General features: G+C 67.2%; 13 protein-coding genes and 1 pseudogene. 4 read left to right on the top strand and 10 right to left on the bottom strand.

Going from position 1 to position 17,880, the window contains the following annotated elements; all coding sequences use genetic code 11:
* Window positions 1–8 precede the first annotated feature (8 nt).
* Both BSF38_RS01910 and BSF38_RS01905 read left to right on the top strand, forming a co-directional pair.
* A complete protein-coding gene (locus BSF38_RS01910; protein ID WP_076343208.1) occupies window positions 9–1,133 on the top strand; it encodes an ABC transporter permease in 1,125 nt (374 codons plus the stop codon).
* Complete coding sequence (locus BSF38_RS01905) at window positions 1,126–1,812, top strand: ABC transporter ATP-binding protein (RefSeq protein ID WP_076343207.1); 687 nt, start codon at window positions 1,126–1,128, stop codon at window positions 1,810–1,812. Before BSF38_RS01910 ends, BSF38_RS01905 begins: the two co-directional genes overlap by 8 nt.
* Before the next feature lie 7 nt (window positions 1,813–1,819).
* Here the strand turns inward: BSF38_RS01905 and BSF38_RS01900 are convergent, their stop codons facing one another.
* Both BSF38_RS01900 and BSF38_RS01895 read right to left on the bottom strand, forming a co-directional pair.
* Entirely contained in the window at window positions 1,820–2,851 is a 1,032-nt protein-coding gene (locus tag BSF38_RS01900) for a GMP reductase (RefSeq protein ID WP_076343206.1), read from the bottom strand.
* A 43-nt stretch (window positions 2,852–2,894) separates the two neighbouring features.
* A complete protein-coding gene (locus tag BSF38_RS01895) occupies window positions 2,895–4,565 on the bottom strand; it encodes a glycoside hydrolase family 9 protein (RefSeq protein WP_083712630.1) in 1,671 nt (556 codons plus the stop codon).
* A gap of 366 nt (window positions 4,566–4,931) precedes the next feature.
* Between BSF38_RS01895 and def the strand changes: the two genes are divergently transcribed.
* Complete coding sequence (def, locus tag BSF38_RS01890) at window positions 4,932–5,462, top strand: peptide deformylase (RefSeq protein ID WP_076350530.1); 531 nt, start codon at window positions 4,932–4,934, stop codon at window positions 5,460–5,462.
* A 12-nt stretch (window positions 5,463–5,474) separates the two neighbouring features.
* Here the strand turns inward: def and BSF38_RS01885 are convergent, their stop codons facing one another.
* Entirely contained in the window at window positions 5,475–5,816 is a 342-nt protein-coding gene (locus BSF38_RS01885; RefSeq protein ID WP_076350529.1) for a cupin domain-containing protein, read from the bottom strand.
* A 343-nt stretch (window positions 5,817–6,159) separates the two neighbouring features.
* Here BSF38_RS01885 and BSF38_RS01880 point away from each other — a divergent pair, with 343 nt between their 5' ends.
* Window positions 6,160–6,624, top strand: coding sequence for an RrF2 family transcriptional regulator (locus tag BSF38_RS01880; protein ID WP_076343204.1), 465 nt, complete (start codon window positions 6,160–6,162; stop codon window positions 6,622–6,624).
* 191 nt (window positions 6,625–6,815) lie between these two features.
* Here BSF38_RS01880 and BSF38_RS01875 read toward each other — a convergent pair whose 3' ends face one another.
* The 7 genes and pseudogenes from BSF38_RS01875 to kdpB all read right to left on the bottom strand — a co-directional run bounded on the left by BSF38_RS01875 (window position 6,816) and on the right by kdpB (window position 17,679).
* Window positions 6,816–7,544, bottom strand: coding sequence for a tetratricopeptide repeat protein (locus BSF38_RS01875; RefSeq protein WP_076343203.1), 729 nt, complete (start codon window positions 7,542–7,544; stop codon window positions 6,816–6,818).
* A 210-nt stretch (window positions 7,545–7,754) separates the two neighbouring features.
* Window positions 7,755–9,944: an amylo-alpha-1,6-glucosidase gene (locus tag BSF38_RS01870; RefSeq protein ID WP_076343202.1), complete on the bottom strand. Its 2,190-nt coding sequence runs from the start codon at window positions 9,942–9,944 to the stop codon at window positions 7,755–7,757.
* A 1-nt stretch (window position 9,945) separates the two neighbouring features.
* Complete coding sequence (locus tag BSF38_RS01865; protein WP_083712628.1) at window positions 9,946–11,094, bottom strand: glycosyltransferase family 4 protein; 1,149 nt, start codon at window positions 11,092–11,094, stop codon at window positions 9,946–9,948.
* Window positions 11,095–11,128: 34 nt separating this feature from the next.
* Window positions 11,129–12,550, bottom strand: coding sequence for a hypothetical protein (locus BSF38_RS01860; RefSeq protein ID WP_076343201.1), 1,422 nt, complete (start codon window positions 12,548–12,550; stop codon window positions 11,129–11,131).
* A gap of 256 nt (window positions 12,551–12,806) precedes the next feature.
* Window positions 12,807–13,940: a sensor protein KdpD gene (locus BSF38_RS01855; protein ID WP_076343200.1), complete on the bottom strand. Its 1,134-nt coding sequence runs from the start codon at window positions 13,938–13,940 to the stop codon at window positions 12,807–12,809.
* 820 nt (window positions 13,941–14,760) lie between these two features.
* Window positions 14,761–15,498 (bottom strand): annotated as a pseudogene (locus BSF38_RS32550) (potassium-transporting ATPase subunit C); the annotation flags it as partial.
* Window positions 15,499–15,540: 42 nt separating this feature from the next.
* Window positions 15,541–17,679 (bottom strand): potassium-transporting ATPase subunit KdpB, encoded by a 2,139-nt coding sequence (kdpB, locus tag BSF38_RS01845; protein ID WP_076343198.1) that lies wholly within the window; start codon window positions 17,677–17,679, stop codon window positions 15,541–15,543.
* Between the last annotated feature and the right edge of the window lie 201 nt (window positions 17,680–17,880).

Below are 17,880 nucleotides of genomic sequence, written 5' to 3'. Positions count from 1 at the left end.
GGAATCTCATGCGTTTCTCCACCCTGATCCTCCGCAACCTGTTCCGGCGCCGCACGCGCACGATCCTCACGGCCGCCGGCCTCGCCGTGGCGATCGCCGCCGTGCTCGACCTGGTCGGCGTCTCCTGGAACTTCGAGCGCGCGTTCATGACGCTGTACGTCGGCAAGGGCATCGATCTGGTGGTGGTCCGCGCGGGGATCACCAACCAGCTTTCGAGCACGCTCGACCAGAAGCTCGGCGACCGCATCCGCGAAATCGAGGGCGTGGCCGCCGTCGCCCCCTCGCTCATGGACGTCGTCGGCTTCGAGCAAGCGAACATCGCCAGCGCCCTGATCAACGGCTGGGAAAGCGGCAGCCTGCTCTTTCGCGGCTCGCACATCCTCGAAGGCCGGACGTTCCGACCCGACGAGAAGAACGTCGCCCTGCTCGGGCGGGTGCTCGCCCTGAACCTTGGCAAGAAGGTCGGCGACGCGCTCGACGTGGCGGGCGAGCCGTACCAGGTGATCGGCGTTTACGAGAGCGACAGCCTGTTCGAGAGCGGCGCGCTGATCGTGCCGCTGGCGACGCTTCAACACATGATGGGGCGCGAAGGCCAGGTTACGGGGTTCGTGATCCAGGCTCGCTCGTCGGCCGCGGACGACGTCGCCGCCTTGCGGAAGCGGATCGAGTCGGCGATACCAGGCGTCGCGGCCACGCCGGCCCGCGACCAGGTGGAGCGCGACGTTCAGCTTCGGCTCGTCCGGGTGATGGCCGGGGCCACGACGGCCCTGGCCGTGCTGCTCGGATCGGTCGGGATGCTCAACACGATGATCATGACGGTGTTCGAGCGCACGCAAGAGATCGGCGTCCTTCGCGCCCTGGGCTGGAAGCGGCGGCGGGTCTTGTCGTTGATTCTGGGCGAGGCGGTGTGCCTCGGCGTTTTGGGAGCGATCATGGGGATGATACTGGCCCTGGTCGGAATGCGCTGCCTCATGCTGGCGCCCACGGCGCGCGGGTTCATCGACCCCAGCGTGCCGCCGCCGGTCCTGGCGTTCGGCCTGGTGCTCGGCCTGGTGCTGAGCGTCCTCGGCGGCATCTACCCGGCGGTCCGCGCCGCCGCCCTCGACCCGAGCGAGGCGCTTCGCCATGAGTGACCCACACGATCACACCGACGCGCCCGTCCTTCGCGGCGAGCGGCTGAGCAAGCTTTACCCCGACGGCGAGGTCGCGGCCCTGCGCGGGGTTTCGCTCCAGGTGGCCGCCGGCGAGTCGGTGGCCGTCGTCGGCCCCAGCGGGTGCGGCAAGACGACGCTGCTCCATCTGCTCGGCGGCCTCGACCGCCCCACCGAGGGCGAGGTCTTCTTCCGCGGAACGCCCCTGGCGAAGCTCGACGGCGACCAGTACCGCGCCCGCGAGATCGGCTTCGTCTTCCAATCGTTCCATCTGCTGACGACGCTCTCAGCCGTCGAGAACATCCAGATCCCGATGTTCGAAACCCCCTGGACGCCCCGTGAACGCGCGAGCCGAGCCGAGGAACTCATCAAACAGGTCGGCATGGCGCATCGGCGGAACCATCGGCCGACACGACTTTCAGTCGGCGAACGTCAGCGGATCGCGATCGCCCGCGCCCTCGCCAACGAGCCCAGTGTGCTGCTGGCCGACGAACCGACGGGTAATCTCGACAGCCGCAATCAGGACGAGATCCTTCGCCTCCTCGAAGACCTGCGACGGAGCCGAGGATTGACGCTCGTGACCGTCACCCACAGCGCCGAGGTCGCCGCCGCCGCCGGGCGGGTCGTGCGGATGCGCGACGGGTTGGTCGTCGAGACATAACGAGGCTTTACGCGAACATGCTTCCATGCGGCCGCTGGCAGATCACGAACGTCGTGCACTTGGTGAGGTCTTTCAGCCGGGTGGCGCCGACGTACGCGCATGCGCTGCGGATGCCACCGGTGATCTCCTGGATCGTCTCCTTGACCGGCCCCTTGTACGGCACCGAGACCGCGCGGCCCTCGCAGGCTCGATAGTCCTTGCGACCCCCGGCGTACTTGTCGAGGGCCTCGCGACTCGACATGCCGTAGAACGTCAGCGCGACGCGGCGGCCGTCTTCCTCGACCCACTCGCCCTCGCATTCGTCATGACCGGCGAGCATTCCGCCGAGCATCACGAAATCGGCCCCGGCCGCGAACGCCTTGACGACGTCGCCGGGGAACCGGCAGCCGCCGTCGGCGCAGACGTGGCCGCGCAACCCGTGAGCGGCGTCGGCGCACTCGATGATCGCCGAGAGCTGCGGGTAGCCCACCCCGGTCGTGCGCCGCGTGGTGCAGACGCTCCCCGGCCCGATGCCGATCTTCACGATGTCGGCCGCGCCGGAGATGAACAGCTCCTGAACCATGTCGGGCGTCGCCACGTTCCCCGCCATGATCGTCAGCTCGGGGAAGGCCCCGCGAATTCGCTTGACGTGCTCGACGAAATACTTGGTGTACCCGTTCGCCGCGTCGATGCACACGAGGCGGACGTCGGCCTTCGCCTTCACGGCGCGGAGCTTGTCGAACTCGTCGTCCTTGAGGCCCAGCGTGAAGAACGCGCTCGAGCAGCGAGCCTCGTCGCGGAAGAAGCGGATCAACTGATCCTCGGAATAATACTTGTGCAAGCAAGTCAGCATTTCCGGCCCGAGCGCCTCGGCCATGGCCAGCGTGCCGACGGTGTCCATGTTCGAGGCGACGATCGGAACGCCGCTCCAGACCGCATCGCTGTTGAGGAATCGGTACTGGCGTTTCAGGTCGACCGACGCCCGGCTCGGCGCCTCGGACCGCTTGGGTCGGATCAAGACGTCGTCGAAATCGAGCTTGGGATCGTTGTCGATGCGCATCGGCGGAACGCCTCCGTCACGGACGAGAAGCCGGCTCTGGAAATCACGAACCTTCCCACAGATCCAGGAGCAAGAGCAGCGAGACGGTGCCGTCGATGATCGGCTCGTTGGTGGAGAAGTCGGCGAACTCATTGTGGTAGACGGCCGCGTCCGACTGGAAGTGGGCCAGGGGATCGGCTTCGAAGGCGGAGAACTTGAGGCCGTCGTTGATCGCCTTGGTCACCGGTCCGTCGACCAGGCCGCCGACGGGCAGGTGATGGGCCAACTTGAAGAACATATGATGAGGCCGAGTCGCCGCCGCGCCGTCGGCGGGCGTGCCGATGACGAACGAGACGCCCCACGGGTTGCGGCCGAAGATCCAGTCGCGGGCCTCGGTGGCGAGCGACCGAAACTGGGCGTCGCCGGTCATCCGCTCGTAAAGCCTCGCCTGCGTGGCGAAGGCGATCACGTCGTTGGTCGAGCACCAGACCAGCGGCGTGCCGATCCGGTACGGGTTCCGCAAGGCTCGCTCGCGGATTCGCTCCAACCCCAGCCGGTAATACTCGGCGAGCCGCTTTTGCACGGGCGCCTCGACCAGCTCGTAAAGCCGCCAATGGGCGAGGTTCACGTATGGGAAGAACTCATAGTGGCCGTGGGCGTCGCGGCCCATCCAGACATTGTCGCCGGCCTTGTCGGCGTAGGCGACGGCCTCGGCCAGATAGCGCGGGTCGCGGCTCGCGCGATAGAGTTCGACGGCGGCCCATTCCAGATCGTCGTAGAACGTGCTCTCGCCGTAATAATGGGGCGCCAAGACGGGAACGGACATCGCGCAGCCGGGGTGATCCTGGGCGAGCTTGTACATCGAGCGGGCCGCGTCGAGGTCGCCCGAAAGCGTCATCGCGGCCGAGCAGCGGCCCGCGAGGCTGGCCATGCCCGTCGACTGGTTCTTATATTTCGGTCCCTCGGGCTTTCCGGTCGCCGGCCAGGCGGACCTCGGTCCTCCGGGCCCCCAGCCGTAGTCGGACTTGTCGTCGTCCCAGAGCGTTTGCGGCGGCCGGTGATCGCGGTCGTCGCCGATCTGAACGTAGATGACGCCCGGCTTGGGGTGCAGCTTCTTGATCAAGGGAGCGCCGTGGCGAGCCTCGGCCTGGGCGCCGTCCCCCTCGATCAGCTTGAGAGCGGCGACGCAGTACGATGTCGTGATCATATGCTTGAGTCGGTCGGCCGCGTCGTGCCAGCCGCCGACGAGATCGACCTTTTCGCCCGTCATCGTGTCGATCGCGTCTTGCTGATGGCATTTCGTGCCGGTGACGGGATTCTCGCCGCACCGCTGGAGCCTCATGAAGTCGAGGAGCGCGGCGGGCGTCTTCGCATAGGCGTCGCCCCCGATCGAAAACGCGGGCGACTCCACCTTGTCGAACCGGATGCGATGCCGCCCCGGCGACCGGACGGCCGTGAAATCGAGTCGGTAGTTATGAGCGAACGGCCCCCAGGCCCCCTGATCGACGCCGATCGACGCCTTCAGATCCCCGACGGAGAAGTCGCCCGACAGCGGCTGATCGCTGGAAAGCACCGCGATTTTGGGATCGTCGGGCAGGTAGCCGATCTGATTGATGCGAATCCAGGGGCCCAAAGCCGCCCCCAAGGCTGTCCTGGGTTCCTCAGCGTGGACCGAAGCGCCCAAAACCGTCAGCAGGGCCGCGGCGAGCAGCCGACAAGCGACGCGATGTCTCATGACCGATCTCCGGCTTCCTCGATCCTTCGTGCGAGGTGAACTCACGGGCACGATGAGGATACCGCGCCGGAACGCACGGGACGAGGACCTGGACTCGCCTTGTTTTTCAAGGCGCCACGGCCGATCATCAAAAGAAACATCGCGTCAGGGCGGCTTTCTGTTGGTTTGCAGGCAACTATCAAAATCAGCTGTTGCCAGCATTCCTTCTCCTCTTGCGGGAGAAGGCGGCCGAAGGCCGGATGAGGAGTGGTCATCATCGTCTTCGCTTCAAACGCCTCGGCGCTCGAATACCCCTCATCGCGCCCCAGCTCGACTGCAATCCAGCCGCAATCGGTTCTTCCATCCCCATTCGAGGACCTCGCGACGATGGCCGTTCTCCGACAGATCGCCCACCTTGGCAATCCCATTCTGCGAGCGCCGGCCACGTCCGTGCCGTTCCCTCTGACGGACGAAGTGCGAGGCCTGATCGACGACATGCTGGAGACCCTGCGCGACGCCGACGGCGTGGGCCTCGCCGCGCCGCAGGTCTATCAACCGCTCCAGATCATGATCGTCGCCTCGCGACCAAACCCGCGCTATCCGGACGCCGTCGAAATGGAACCGATCGTGGTCGTCAATCCCGAGATCGTGGAGCGCTCGACCGAGCGGGTCAAGGGATGGGAAGGCTGCCTGAGCATCCCGGGGCTGCGGGGCGAAGTCGCCCGGCACAAGCGGATCGTGGCACGCTATCAGGACGTCCGGGGCGATCACGTCGTCCGCGAGTTTCACGATTTCGTCGCCCGGATCTTTCAGCACGAGGACGACCACCTGCGCGGGATCGTCTTCCTCGATCGGCTTGAAGCCGGCGACCAACTGGCCACCGAGCGCGAATACCAGAAGCGGTTCGCGCGCGGCTGACCAGGCGATCGTTCACGAGCCGGCCGGCGCCCCCGCGAGCTTCGTCACCAGCACCACCGAGTGCTCGAGTCCGACCAGCGAATGGGGCTCTCGGGCGCGGAGGTAGAGCATCCGTCCGGCTTCGAGGTCGTGAGTCTCCCCTCCGGCGGTGAAGGCGATGCGACCCGCCACGCACTGCACCGTGATCTCGCCAGGGGCCTGGTGCGTGGGGATCTCCTTCCCCTTCGAGAGCAACAGTCGCTTGACCTCGAATGTGGGCGTCTTGACGAGTGTATCCACGCGATGCCCCTCGGTCAGAAGCTCGCGAGGAAGGACGTCGATCACGTCGGCGAACGAAGGTGCATGCTCGGACATCGGGAAGCCTCTCTTTGCGAACACGGAGGAAAACGACTCGCCCCGGACGACGCTCAAGGGACCACAAACGCCCCGAGGAGGACGCGCGGACGTCGGCATTACCCGTCCCGGCGACTTCAAATAGCATCAGTTGTCCGCGCAGCTAGGACTCGCGAACATTATGATGTCGTCATAGCGTCGCGCTCGACTCTCCCCCACGCGTCACAGCAGGGCCGCGAGATTGTGGAAGCTTGCGAGCCAGGATTTTAATTTGCATACTGAATGCATATTATAGATCAGAGGCCGCCCAGTCAATCGGGCGACGGCATTTCTTCGGTAGGACGAGTCCGGGGATGGAGCAGACATGCAACTTACGCAGTTCTCCGACTATGCGATGCGCACGGTGCTGTACCTGGGATGCCGGCCGGAGAGGCTGGTCTCGGTCGACGAGATCAGCCGAGCGTACGGGATATCTCGGCACCACCTGGTGCGGGTGGTCCAGAGCCTGACCGAGCTGGGCGTCGTGACGGCCCAGCGCGGTCGAGGGGGCGGGATGCGGCTGTCGAAGAAGCCGTCGGAGATCAACGTCGGCTGGCTGATCCGTCAAACGGAGCCGCACTTCCATCTCGTCGAGTGTTTCGACCTCGAGACGAACACGTGCCCGATCGCGCCGGCGTGCGGCCTGAAAGGGGCGATTCAGCGCGCGCAGCAGGCGTTCCTGGCCGTCCTCGACGAATACACGCTCGACCAGTTCGTCAAGCGAAAGGCCGACCTGCTTCCGCTGCTGGACGCCTCATTGCTTCACAACGACGAGCTCAAGGCCGTTTAGAGCGGTTTGCGTTTGGGTTGCACACGTAGGGGCGTCCCTTGTGGGCGCCCGATCGGCGTCGGCGACTGCGGCGATCCCCGCAATTCGGGCGCCCACAAGGGACGCCCCTACAGTAATGCGGTCTTCCGGATACCCCGGCTGTGCGCGACTCAAAGGTGAACCGCTCTAGATGGGTCTTGGAGGACGCCGGATCAGCATTCGCCGCAGCCGTCGACGGCCTTGCGACGGCAGGTTTCACCTCGGTTCGCGTCACCGGCGGCCAGGAAGATCGTGGTCATCCTCCGCAGGCAGCACTGGCACGAGACGCTGTCGAGGTCGACGTCGCGAAGCAGGTCGTAGGCTTCCTCGCGGCGTCCCGCGTGGTCCAGGAGCGTCGCCAGCGAGATCCGGTAGAGCGCCACGTCGGGGGCCAGCTCGTGCGCCCGGGCGATGAAGGGCAGGGCGGCCGAGGGGGGCTTCCCCAACCGCCGAAGGTAGAACGCCACGCCGAAATGAGCCTCGGGAAACTCGGGCTGGCGGCGCGTGAGGTCGACGCAGACCTCAAGCGCGGTGGTGTATTCACCAAGATATCCCAGCCCCGCGGCGACGGCCGGAAGCAGCCGCTCCGGAGTGCGGTCGCTGATCGCCAGGGTGCGGTAGATCTCGCTGGCCAGCCCCCGGCAGCCCGTCCGCGCCAGACACTCGGCCAGGGCGCAGTTCGTCGCCGGGTCGAGCGGCACCAGAAGCTGCGCCGTCTCGAGCGCGTCGCACGCCCCCGCGAAGTCGCCCGCCTGATGACGCAGCAGGCCGACGAACCGCCAGAGCGATCCGTTCTCGTCTTCCACCGCCAGCGCGCTCTCCGCCAGATCCCCCGCCTCGTCAAGCCGACCCGCGCCCGCCAGCTCGAAGCAACGATTCAGGATGTTCCCGGTCTGACTCATGGTTGCCGTTCCCGTGGATTCAAGATGACAGCCCCGGCCCCCCGACGCCGCCGTCTCCCAATCGCGGTTGCGATTGAGATTCAGTCTCAACTCGATCGATCATGCCCTGGCGGCGTCGAGTTGTCAAGGCGTCGGCGAGCATTTGATTGAGGCGCGCGGAAACCGCGCGGCAGCTCCCGAACACGCCGGGGTGGTCGGGCTCAGGTCGCTTCACTTGGCTACGACCACGGAGACGTCTCCGGTTCGGCGGAGGACGTTCACGCCGACGTCGTCTCCGTGGCGGACGAGCAGGAGGTCCACGGTGGATCCCGCGACGGACAGATCCGTGATCCGCACCTCGGGCAGGAAGGAGGGGAGTTGCGGCCGGTGGAACCAGACCTGACGCTCGACGCCGCTGACCCCGAGGCCCAGGCACGCCTGCAAGAGCAGGAACACCGAGCCCGCCGCCCAGGCTTGCGGGGCGCACGCCACCGGATACGGAATCGGGCCTTCGCCCTGAATCCGGTCGAACCCGCAGAACAATTCCGGCATCCGGTTCAGGTCGAAGTAGGTCCCGGCGGCGAAGATCCCTTCCATCACCTGCACGGCGATCTCTTGCAGCCCATACCTCGCGGCTCCGTAGGCGATCAGGGAGTTGTCGTGCGGCCAGACGGTCCCGTTGTGGTACGACATGGGGTTGTACCGAGCCTCGGTCACGGCCAGCGTCCGGACGCCCCAACCGGAGAAGGAGTCCGGCGAGGTCAGCCCGCGAGCCAGCCGCGCGGCCTGTTCGGGCGAGGCGATGCCGCCAAACAGGCAATGGCCGGCGTTGGACGACCTGATCCGGCAGGGCCGCTTGTCTCCGTCCAGGGCCAGGGCGTACGTTCCGAGGTCGTCGCACCAGAACGCCGCCTCGAAACGCTCGCGGAGCCGGTCCGCCCGGATATCCAGCTCGGCCGCCCGGTCGGGCGTCCCGAGGGCCCGCGCCAGGACGGCCCCGGCCCGGAGGGCGGCGTAGACGTACGCCTGGACCTCGCACAGGGCGATGGGGCCGATCGCCGGCGTCCCGTCGGCGTGCGACACGGCGTCGTCCGAGTCCTTCCAACCTTGATGAATCAGGCCGTCGGCCGTGCGTCGCTCGTACTCGACGAATCCGTCGCCGTCGCGATCCCCGTAGCGATCGATCCACGAAAGGGCGGCCTCGACGTTCGGCTGGATCGCGGCGGCGAACGCCCGGTCGGCGGTTCGCTCGTAATAGGCCCCCGCCAGCAGGACGAACAGTGGGGTCGCATCGACGCTCCCGTAGTACCGGCCGAACGGCATCTCCCCGAGCGTCGCCATCTCGCCGTTGCGAGTCTCGTGGAGGATCTTGCCGGGCTCGGCGTCTTGCCCCGGGTCCTCATCGACGGCCTGCGTGGCGGCCAGGTAGCCGAGCACGCCGCGGGCCAGATCCGGCCGGAGCCAGAGACATTGCAGGGCGGTAATGATCCCGTCGCGGCCGAACGGCGTGTTGAACCACGGGACCCCGGCGTAGGGATACGGGCCGGTCGGCAGGTCGGAGGTCATCATGTGCACGTCCGACTCGGCCCGCCGGATCCATGCGTCGAACCGCCCGTCCGACGCCCGCACGCGGCAGGAACCGGCCTTGAGCCGCTCGGAGGCCGCCTCAACCGTGGCCCGGGCCTCTGCGAACCAGGGGGGCTCGGCGTCCTCTCCCTCGCCCCGGCAGGCGATCGCCAGCTCGATCGCGACCTCCTCGTGGGGGCCGACCGAGCGCTCGAATCGGGCCCGGTCCTCAGTCAGCCGGTCCGGGTTCGGGGCGAATCGGAGCAGCGTCCGGCGGGTTCGTCCGTCGAGACCGACGTAGCCCAGCACCACGCGATCGGCCGAGACCTCCGGAGGCAGGTCGCGGCCGCGGGCCTCGCGTCTCATCCCGCGGACCTCGAAGATGTCCGCGAAGTCGGCGCGGAAGCGCAGCAGGATCGACGCGTCGACCGGAGCCGGGCCGTGGTTCCTGATCCGGAGTTGCCAGTGGCAGGCCTTCTCCCGGAGGAAGGTCCGCACGGCCAGGTGCAGCGTCCCGAGCGGGGCCTCGATGCGGCCGTCGCGGAGCCGGTCCGGGTTCGTCAGGGCTACCGAGAGCTGGTCGTTCTCGTCCCGGATGGTGGACCCGAGGTAGAAGGGCGGCTGTCCATCCAGGTCGAGGATCAGGCAGGACAGGTGCCTGGTGCCATCGTGGTAGAGGCCCTGCTCGCCGAGGCCGCCGGGCCTTATGTTGCCGAGGTGGTCGAACACGGCGAAGGCGTCGTTGTGCTTGAGGACCCGGGTGCGATCGTCGGTCGCCCCGGTGGCGGCCAGCACATGGTGCGGGTCGCCCGCCGGGGAAGGGGGGGCCGGGTCCGTCGGGTCGTGTTCGGCCACGTCAAGCCCCTCCTGGCGACTGAACGGCGGCGACGGGCCCCAGCAGCCGGCCGTGGCGACGGATCGGGGCGAGCGGCTCGGCGATGAAAGCCCGGCCCGCGCCTCGGGCGATCGGACGTGATCCGCCGCCGACCAGCCTGCGATACACCGCCAGGTAATCCATCGCCATCCGGGCGGCGCCGAATCGCTCGACGAACGTCCTTCGACAGGCCCATCGGCTCAGCGTCGGCACTCTGCCGAGAGCCTCCTCGGCCTCGGCGACGTCCTCCACCACGAATCCGGTCACGCCATGGACCATCACTTCCGGGACCGACCCGCGACGGAACGCGATCACCGGGGTGCCGCACGCCATGGACTCGATCATCACAAGCCCGAACGGCTCGTCCCATTCGATCGGGAACAGGAGGGCGTGGGCGTTCCCGAGAAAGTCGTCCTTCGCCGCGCCGCCGACCTCGCCGACGAACTCGACCCAGGGCGACGCCCGCAGCAAGGGCTCGATCACGCGCTCGTAGTACGGCCGCTCCTCCGGATAAATTCTGGCCGCGACCCGCAACGGCATCCCGGCCCGCCGGGCGATCTCGATCGCCCTGTCCAGGCCCTTCTCCGGTGACACTCGGCCCAGGAACGCCAGATACGACCCGGGCGCGTCGCGGAAGGTGTGCAAGTCGAGGGGCAGCCCGTGGTGGACCGTCGCCTGCCAGTTGGCCGAAGGGATCGGCCTCCGCTGGTCGTCTGATATCGATACGAGCGGGACCTCGGAACAGGTCTCGAACAGCCCCTCCTGGTCGGGCGGGTGAAGCCGGCCGTGGAGCGTGGTGACGGTGGGGCACGGCAGCCGCCCCACGACGGGGAAATGGACGTAGTCGATGTGGAAATGGATCAAATCAAACCGATGGGCTTCGGCGGCGACCATCTCCACGAGTCGGACGTGATGCGGGAGCGTCTCCAGGCAACCAGCCTCTTGCCAGAGCGCCCGGCGGCAGCCCGGGACCAATCGGGCGGAAGTCTCCGAATCGCCGCTGGCGAATAGAGTGACCTCGTGGCCCTGTCGCACGAGTTCCTCGGTAAGGTACGAAACGACCCGCTCCGTCCCGCCGTACAGTTTCGGCGGGACGCACTCGAAAAGCGGGGCCACCTGAGCGATCCGCATGAACTGGACTCCACGTAGGGCGGACTGCGCGGGCTCAGCCCACGCGCCGATTGTTCACCTTGATTTGAGGAAGGCCCCGGCGGTCCTTCTGCAAATAGGCGATCTCGACCAGGGTCGGCCAAAGCTCGATCGAGCCCTTGATCGTCGTCACCACGTCGTCGACCACGCGCAGCAGGTTCTGATGGAAAAAGTCGGGCTCGAACCCGTAGAACGCCTTCTGGAGGTTGGCCGCGAACAGGCGCAGGGCGTCGCGGCGCTCGGGGCGAGTGGCCCTCCCGGTCGCCTCGACGGTCCGGGAATACATGGCCCGCACCTTGTCCAGGATCGCGGCGGCGTCTTCGGCCGTGACTTCGCCCTCGTAGTCGAACGCGATGCCAAGATCGTCCACGCGCGAGACCGAGTCCTTGATCTTGCTCTTGAGCAGGTTCGAGACCTCTTCGTTGAAGATCTCGGCGGCCACCGGATTCCGCATGTAGCTGGATTTCGAGTGGTCCTGCGCGGCGTCGACGTGGGCCGCGGCCACGCCGTTCTGCTGGATCCACAGCCGGTAGATGTAGTCCTCGAACCGGAGACGCGTAGGGAAAAACGGGGGCAGCCCGAAGGTGTTGTCGTATCCGGCCACCCCGCAGTCCATCCTCCAGTTCTTGTTGGTGACGACCGGGCGGAAATTGACGAGCACGTAGAGCGCGTGCAGCTCGTCGGGGTCGAGCTGGTCCTCGTTCTCGAGGAACATCTCGGCAAAGTCGATCGCGTCGATGTCGTTGGTCCCGGAGCGGAACGTCTGGGCCATCTTGATGATGGTGTCGGGCGTCACGACGCCCCGTTCGAGCACCAGGGAGTTCTCCCGCGCCAGGCCCTTCGAGACGTTCGTCTCCAACTCCATCGCGGTGTCGAGCAGGACTTCCCCCTTCTCGAAGTTGGCCGGGACCTCGTCCGCACGCTTGCCCAGGACGTCCAGGAACGAGCCGACGATGTCGAACGATTTGCGGCTGTAGCCGTTGTGGCCGGCGGGGTGCAGGCGCCCCCGGCTGACCTCGCCCTCGCCCAGCGACTCCAGGCTGTGCTCCATCAGCGCGTAGGGCCTCATGTCATCGTCGGACGAGATCATCAGGCCGCCGAGGGTGTACATGAGCGTGTAGTTGCGGTTCCCCCCATAGCTCGGGCGGAACAGGTTCTTGACCAGGCCGTCCAGCCTCTTGTCGCGGAGGCGGGTGCTCAGGTAACCGACGAGCTGCTCCTTCTCCTTGGGTCCGACGTAGTACAGGTCGTTGTGGGTGGCGGTCTGTTCGAGCAGTGGGTAGTACTTCTCCTGCGCCGCCGGGCTGGAATCGTCGAACACGATCAGGGTCGGCGAGTGGCCGTTCCGCCAAAAGTGCTCGTCATACTGCTGCACCGTCTCTCCGACGTCTCGGAGGCGGTAGGTGGGAATCACGAAATAAAGGTCGTCGACGTGCATCGTCTCTCCTGGGTCGCGCAAGACTGTTCATCCGGCCCGCTTCGTCCCGCCTCGGACGTGACGGCGAGAAACGCGCGGCTTCGGTTTCTCCGCCGCGGGCTTCACGACTCTGAGAAAGCACGCCGCGTTCCTTTTCGAGGAGAAGACCGCAAGAAACATGCCTATATCATGTTGCGGCGATTCACGAGAACGGAGGAGGAACCTCGGTTCCGTGGATCCTGCACGATCGAAACGGCGAAACGCCCGAGATCCTCGCTCAGACGTCGACGATCAGCACGTCCAGGCCGGAAGAGTCGCGGATGAGGCGTTCCAAGATCGAACCGCCGAAGAGGCGTCGCCTCCAGGGTTGGTGGCTCTTGCCCATGACGACAACGCGGATGTCGTACTCCCTGGCGAAGGCCAGGATGGTGCTCGGCACGTCCCCGCCCTTGAACGTCATCGGGATGCCGCCGAGCTGGTGGGCCAGCTCCAGATTCTTGGTCAAGATGCGGTGCGTCGCGGCGTCGGTCTTCGTCAGGTCCTCAGCCGGGGTCTGGATGTAGACGGCGTACCAGGGGGAGTTGAGTCGGTCGGCCAGGCGAGCCGCCTTGCGGAGCAGGGCGGGGGCGTTGGGACTGCGGCTGGAGAGGCCCACCATCACGCGCTCCGCGGCCGAGGACGGGCCCCGGTCGGCCTCGGCCCGGCGGCCGCGCCGGTCGATCAGGTGGGCCACCTCCGTCAGCGTGATCTCCCTCAGGCGCGTCAGGTTGGCGGGGGTGAAGAAGTTCTCCATCGCCCGCTCGGCCCGCTCGGGCGGGTAGACCTTGCCAGCCTTCATTCGCTCCAGCAGGTCCTCGACTGACAGGTCGACGTTGACGATCTGATCCGCCTCGCCGATCACGGAGTCGGGCAGTCGTTCTTTGACCTTCATGCCCGTGATCCGCTCGACGTTGTCGTAGAGGCTCTCCAAGTGCTGGACGTTCACCGTAGTGATCACATGAATGCCGGCGCGGAGCAAATCCTCGACGTCCTGATGCCTCTTGGGGTGACGGCTGCCCGGCGCGTTCGTATGGGCCAGCTCGTCGACCAGGCAGATGGTCGGGCGGCGGGACAGGATCGCGTCGAGGTCCATTTCTTTAAGAGTCACGCCCCGGTACTCGATCTGACGGGGAGGAATGACCTCCAGGTCGCCGAGCTGCTCGGCGGTCTCGGCGCGGCCGTGGGTCTCGACGATGCCGATCGCGACGTCCACTCCCTGCTTCTTGAGCCGCTGCCCCTCGCGAAGCATGGAGTAGGTCTTGCCCACACCCGCGTTGGAGCCGAGGTAGACCTTCAGCCGGCCCCGCTCCTGGCGGCGAATGAGATTGAGGAACTGCTCGGGGCTGGGCCGGGCCGCGTCGGTCTTGGGCATGGCGGGCTGGTCCTATCTGTAGGCCGAGTCAACGGGCTCGAAGCGCCTGAACGTCTCACCGCCTCACGACGAGCTGGCGGTAGTACGCCAGCCAGTCCCGGCCGGTCTCCCCGGTCAGCCCGGCGAACGCCTTGTCGATGGTTTCGGACGACGGAGTGCCGGCCTGTTCCCGCTCTCCGCCCTTGTGGACCAACTCCAGGACCTCGGCTCCCTGCCACTGGCTGGTGGAGAGCCCCTGCGCCAGCGCCGCGAAGTACCAGACGCGGGCGTCGTCGGGGTGGGACAGGGTGAGAGCGCGGAAGGCCCGGGCCGACTCGGCGTACTGCTTACTCTGGAACAGCTTGACGGCCGGGTCGAGGCCGGGCGGTTGCGCTTTGGCGTCGCGCGAGGCCGCCTCCAGACGCATGAACGAGCCCTTCAGCGATTGGACCTCCATCCTGATCGCCTGGATCTTCTTGTCGGACTCGGCCGACGGATCTCCTCCCCTGGCCAGCTTCGCCTCGGATCGCACGGCATCGAGGTCCCGGCCCAGGGTCGCGACGCGCTTGACCAATTCGTCCATGCGTCGGACCGACTCGGCGGTGGGACTGAGATCGTCGGTGATCCTGTCGACGCGCGCCCGCAGGTCCTTAACCTCGGTCGCCGCATTCGCGTCGGGTGCTGCTCCGACGCGTTCCTGCAACGTGTCGACGCGGCTCGATAGCGCGTTCAGGGAAGCCGTGATTGCCGATACGGCCTCGGCGACGGGGGCCGGCGGAGCTGCGACCGAGGGAGTCGCGGTCGGCGTCACGGCCGGAGGCTTCGGCCCCGGAGCCTCTCGGTCCAGGTCCAGATTCAGGAGGAGGACGTTGACTCGCGACGGCGCGCCGATGAACTCGCCCGATCGATCCGTGTCCGCCTCGATCAGCGCCTCGACGCGTTCGGGAGTAAGGCCGCGCGCGGCGGCCACGCGGGGTGCCTGGTAGCGCGCGGCCTCGGGGCTGATGTGCGGATCGAGCCCCGCTCCGGAGGTGGTCACGAGGTCGATCGGAACCCGGAATTCGTCCGACTCGCCCAAGCCTGACGAACGATCGAGGACCTTGGCTTGAGCCGTGGGAACCTCCCCTTCCAGCTTGACGACGGCGTCGGCGTCGTCCTGGGACGGCTCCTTGATCTCCTTCTTGGCCTTCAGCTCGGCTTGCAGGGCGTCGAGGCGTTCGAGGCTCGTTTTCAGTTCGGCGTCACCGGTCCGGGAAGCGATCTGCCGGGCCGCATCCAACGCGATCCGGTCGCGCAGGGCGGGGTTGGTCGTCGCCAGGTTCGAGCCGCTGGCCGCGTCAGCGGCATAGCCGGTGGCGCCGGCCGCCGAGGGGCGGGGCGAGAAATATTTATCCGAGGCGAACGGCTGGGCGATCAACTCCGAGCCGACGATCTTGCCGTCGCGCTCGATGAGGCTCCCCCGGGCCTGCTTGGGGAACAGCGTGTGCCCGAGCCCGTAGACCGCCGCCGGGTAGGCGATGGCGCAGAGGGCGAAGGTCACGACGCAGGCCAGGAGGGCGTTGACGGTCTCGCGGATCATCTCAGTCTGGTCCTTCTGAAAGGAGGGGGCTGTTCGCCGGTTTCAAATGATGCCGACCAACGCCAGGAGCGGGTCGATCGCGACGTCGATGAGCTTGATGCCGATGAACGGCGCGATCACGCCGCCCAGGCCGTAAACCAACAGGTTCCGCCGCAGCAGGGCGCCGGCGCCGACGGGGCGGTACTTGACCCCCTTCAGCGCGATCGGGATCAGCAGCGGGATGATGATCGCGTTGAAGATCACCGCCGCCAGGATCGCCGAGTACGCGCCGCCGTTCGTCGCCAGACCCATCACGTCGAGGACCTTCAACTCGGGCAAGGTGACGATGAACATCGCGGGGATGACCGCGAAGTACTTGGCCAGGTCGTTGGCGATCGAGAACGTGGTCAATGCGCCCCGGGTCATCAGGAGCTGCTTGCCGATCTCGACGACCTCGATGAGCTTGGTCGGGTCGCTGTCGAGGTCGACCATGTTGCCGGCCTCCTTGGCGGCCTGCGTGCCCGAGTTCATCGCCACGCCGATGTCGGCCTGGGCGAGCGCGGGGGCGTCGTTGGTGCCGTCGCCCATCATGGCCACGAGCTTGCCCCCCTCCTGCTCCTTGCGGATATAGGCGAGCTTGGCCTCGGGCGTGGCCTGGGCGATGAAGTCGTCGACGCCGGCCTCGGCGGCGATCGCGGTGGCCGTGAGCGGATTGTCGCCGGTGACCATCACCACGCGCAGTCCCATCTGGCGGAGCCGGGCGAACCGCTCGGAGATGCCGGGCTTGAGGATGTCCTCCAGCTTGATCACGCCGACGATCCGGTCGTCCTCGGCCACGGCGAGCGGGGTCGCGCCGCCGGAGGCGATCGCGTCGACGGTCCGCTGATACCCGTCGGGGATGCCGCCGCCTTGGTCCTGGACGTACTTGGCGATGGTGTTCGGGGCGCCCTTGCGGAGCCTCGGCCCGTCGGGAAGGTCCACGCCGCTCATGCGGGTGTGGGCGGTGAATTCGATGAAGGTCGCGTCGTCCGGTGGGCGGCCGTCGACGGCCGACTGCTGGCGGGCGAGGTCGAGGATGCTCTTCCCCTCGGGCGTGGAGTCGGCCATCGAGGCCAGGCCGGACACCCGGGCGATGTCGTTGGGCGAAGTGCCGTTCAGTGGGAAGAACTGCGTGGCTCGGCGGTTGCCGATGGTGATCGTGCCGGTCTTGTCCAGGAGCAGGGTGTCGATGTCGCCGGCCACCTCGACCGCCTTGCCGCTCTTGGCGATGATGTTCGCCGCCAGGGCCCGGTCCATGCCCGCGATGCCGATCGCCGCCAGCAGCGCGCCGATGGTGGTCGGGATCAGGCAGACCAGAAGCGCGATCAGAGTCGCGATGTCCAACGTGAGGCCGAAGTAGCGGGCCATCGGGTAGAGCGAGGCCGTGACGATCAGGAAGATCAACGAGAACGCGGCCAGGACGATCGTGAGCGCGATCTCGTTGGGGGTCTTCTGCCGAGCGGCGCCCTCGACCAGGGCGATCATCTTGTCCAGGAAGCTCTGCCCGGGTTCGGCCGTCACCTGGACGACGATCCGGTCGGACAGGACGCGGGTGCCGCCGGTGACGCCCGAGTGGTCGCCGCCGGCCTCGCGGATCACCGGCGCGCTCTCGCCGGTGATGGCGCTCTCGTCGACCGACGCGACCCCCTCGACGACCTCGCCGTCGGTCGGTATGACCTGCCCGGCCTCGATGACCACGTAATCGCCGGCGCGAAGCGTCGTCGAGGGGACGATCTCGCCGGAGGCGCTTTTCAGGTCGTGCAGGCGGAAGGCGGGCGTGTCGGCGCGGGTCGCCCGCAGGCTGTCGGCCTGGGCCTTGCCCCGCGCCTCGGCCAGGGCCGAGGCGAAGTTGGCGAACAAGACCGTCAGCAACAGGAGGGCCGCCAGCACCCCCTGGTAGACGATCAGCCCGATCGCCGCGTGCTGGACGATCGACTGGACGGTCACGATCGCCGTGAGCACGGTGCCGACCTCGACCAGGAACATGACCGGGTTGCGGGCCATTTCCCTCGGGTCGAGCATCTTGAAGGACTGGACGGTCGCCATCCGCACGAGGGCCGGCTCGAAGAGGCGGAGCTTCCTCGTACTACGGCGCTGGAGTCTGAATGCCTGGGCTCCGGAGGCGTCCCGAGCGGGCGCTCCGACCTCGGTGTCGAGGCTCATCGTATTCACTTCCCCTTCGTGAGTATTGTCTTGGATCGAGCGCCGCAATGCTCATCGCCGCTTGGCTCTCAACTCCGGCCGGGCACCCTCCTCCGAGGGCCCGGACGAACGCTTCGCCACTCTCCTTGGCTCGACGTCCGCCCCGGACGGGCTCGGGGCCCGGCCGGAGCTGAGGGCCAAGCGACTTTCAGGCGCCTGGAC

It is taken from the genome of Paludisphaera borealis (genome assembly GCF_001956985.1).
Taxonomy (GTDB): domain Bacteria; phylum Planctomycetota; class Planctomycetia; order Isosphaerales; family Isosphaeraceae; genus Paludisphaera; species Paludisphaera borealis.
This window is presented reverse-complemented; position numbering and strand designations above follow the sequence as displayed.

Coding starts and splice junctions, on each gene's coding strand:
- kdpB (WP_076343198.1), bottom strand. CDS start 17,679: ATGAGCCTCGACACCGAGGTCGGAGCGCCCGCTCGGGACGCCTCCGGA.
- BSF38_RS01880 (WP_076343204.1), top strand. CDS start 6,160: ATGCAACTTACGCAGTTCTCCGACTATGCGATGCGCACGGTGCTGTAC.
- BSF38_RS01910 (WP_076343208.1), top strand. CDS start 9: ATGCGTTTCTCCACCCTGATCCTCCGCAACCTGTTCCGGCGCCGCACG.
- BSF38_RS01865 (WP_083712628.1), bottom strand. CDS start 11,094: ATGCGGATCGCTCAGGTGGCCCCGCTTTTCGAGTGCGTCCCGCCGAAA.
- BSF38_RS01885 (WP_076350529.1), bottom strand. CDS start 5,816: ATGTCCGAGCATGCACCTTCGTTCGCCGACGTGATCGACGTCCTTCCT.
- BSF38_RS01855 (WP_076343200.1), bottom strand. CDS start 13,940: ATGCCCAAGACCGACGCGGCCCGGCCCAGCCCCGAGCAGTTCCTCAAT.
- BSF38_RS01900 (WP_076343206.1), bottom strand. CDS start 2,851: ATGCGCATCGACAACGATCCCAAGCTCGATTTCGACGACGTCTTGATC.
- BSF38_RS01860 (WP_076343201.1), bottom strand. CDS start 12,550: ATGCACGTCGACGACCTTTATTTCGTGATTCCCACCTACCGCCTCCGA.
- BSF38_RS01895 (WP_083712630.1), bottom strand. CDS start 4,565: ATGAGACATCGCGTCGCTTGTCGGCTGCTCGCCGCGGCCCTGCTGACG.
- def (WP_076350530.1), top strand. CDS start 4,932: ATGGCCGTTCTCCGACAGATCGCCCACCTTGGCAATCCCATTCTGCGA.
- BSF38_RS01875 (WP_076343203.1), bottom strand. CDS start 7,544: ATGAGTCAGACCGGGAACATCCTGAATCGTTGCTTCGAGCTGGCGGGC.
- BSF38_RS01905 (WP_076343207.1), top strand. CDS start 1,126: ATGAGTGACCCACACGATCACACCGACGCGCCCGTCCTTCGCGGCGAG.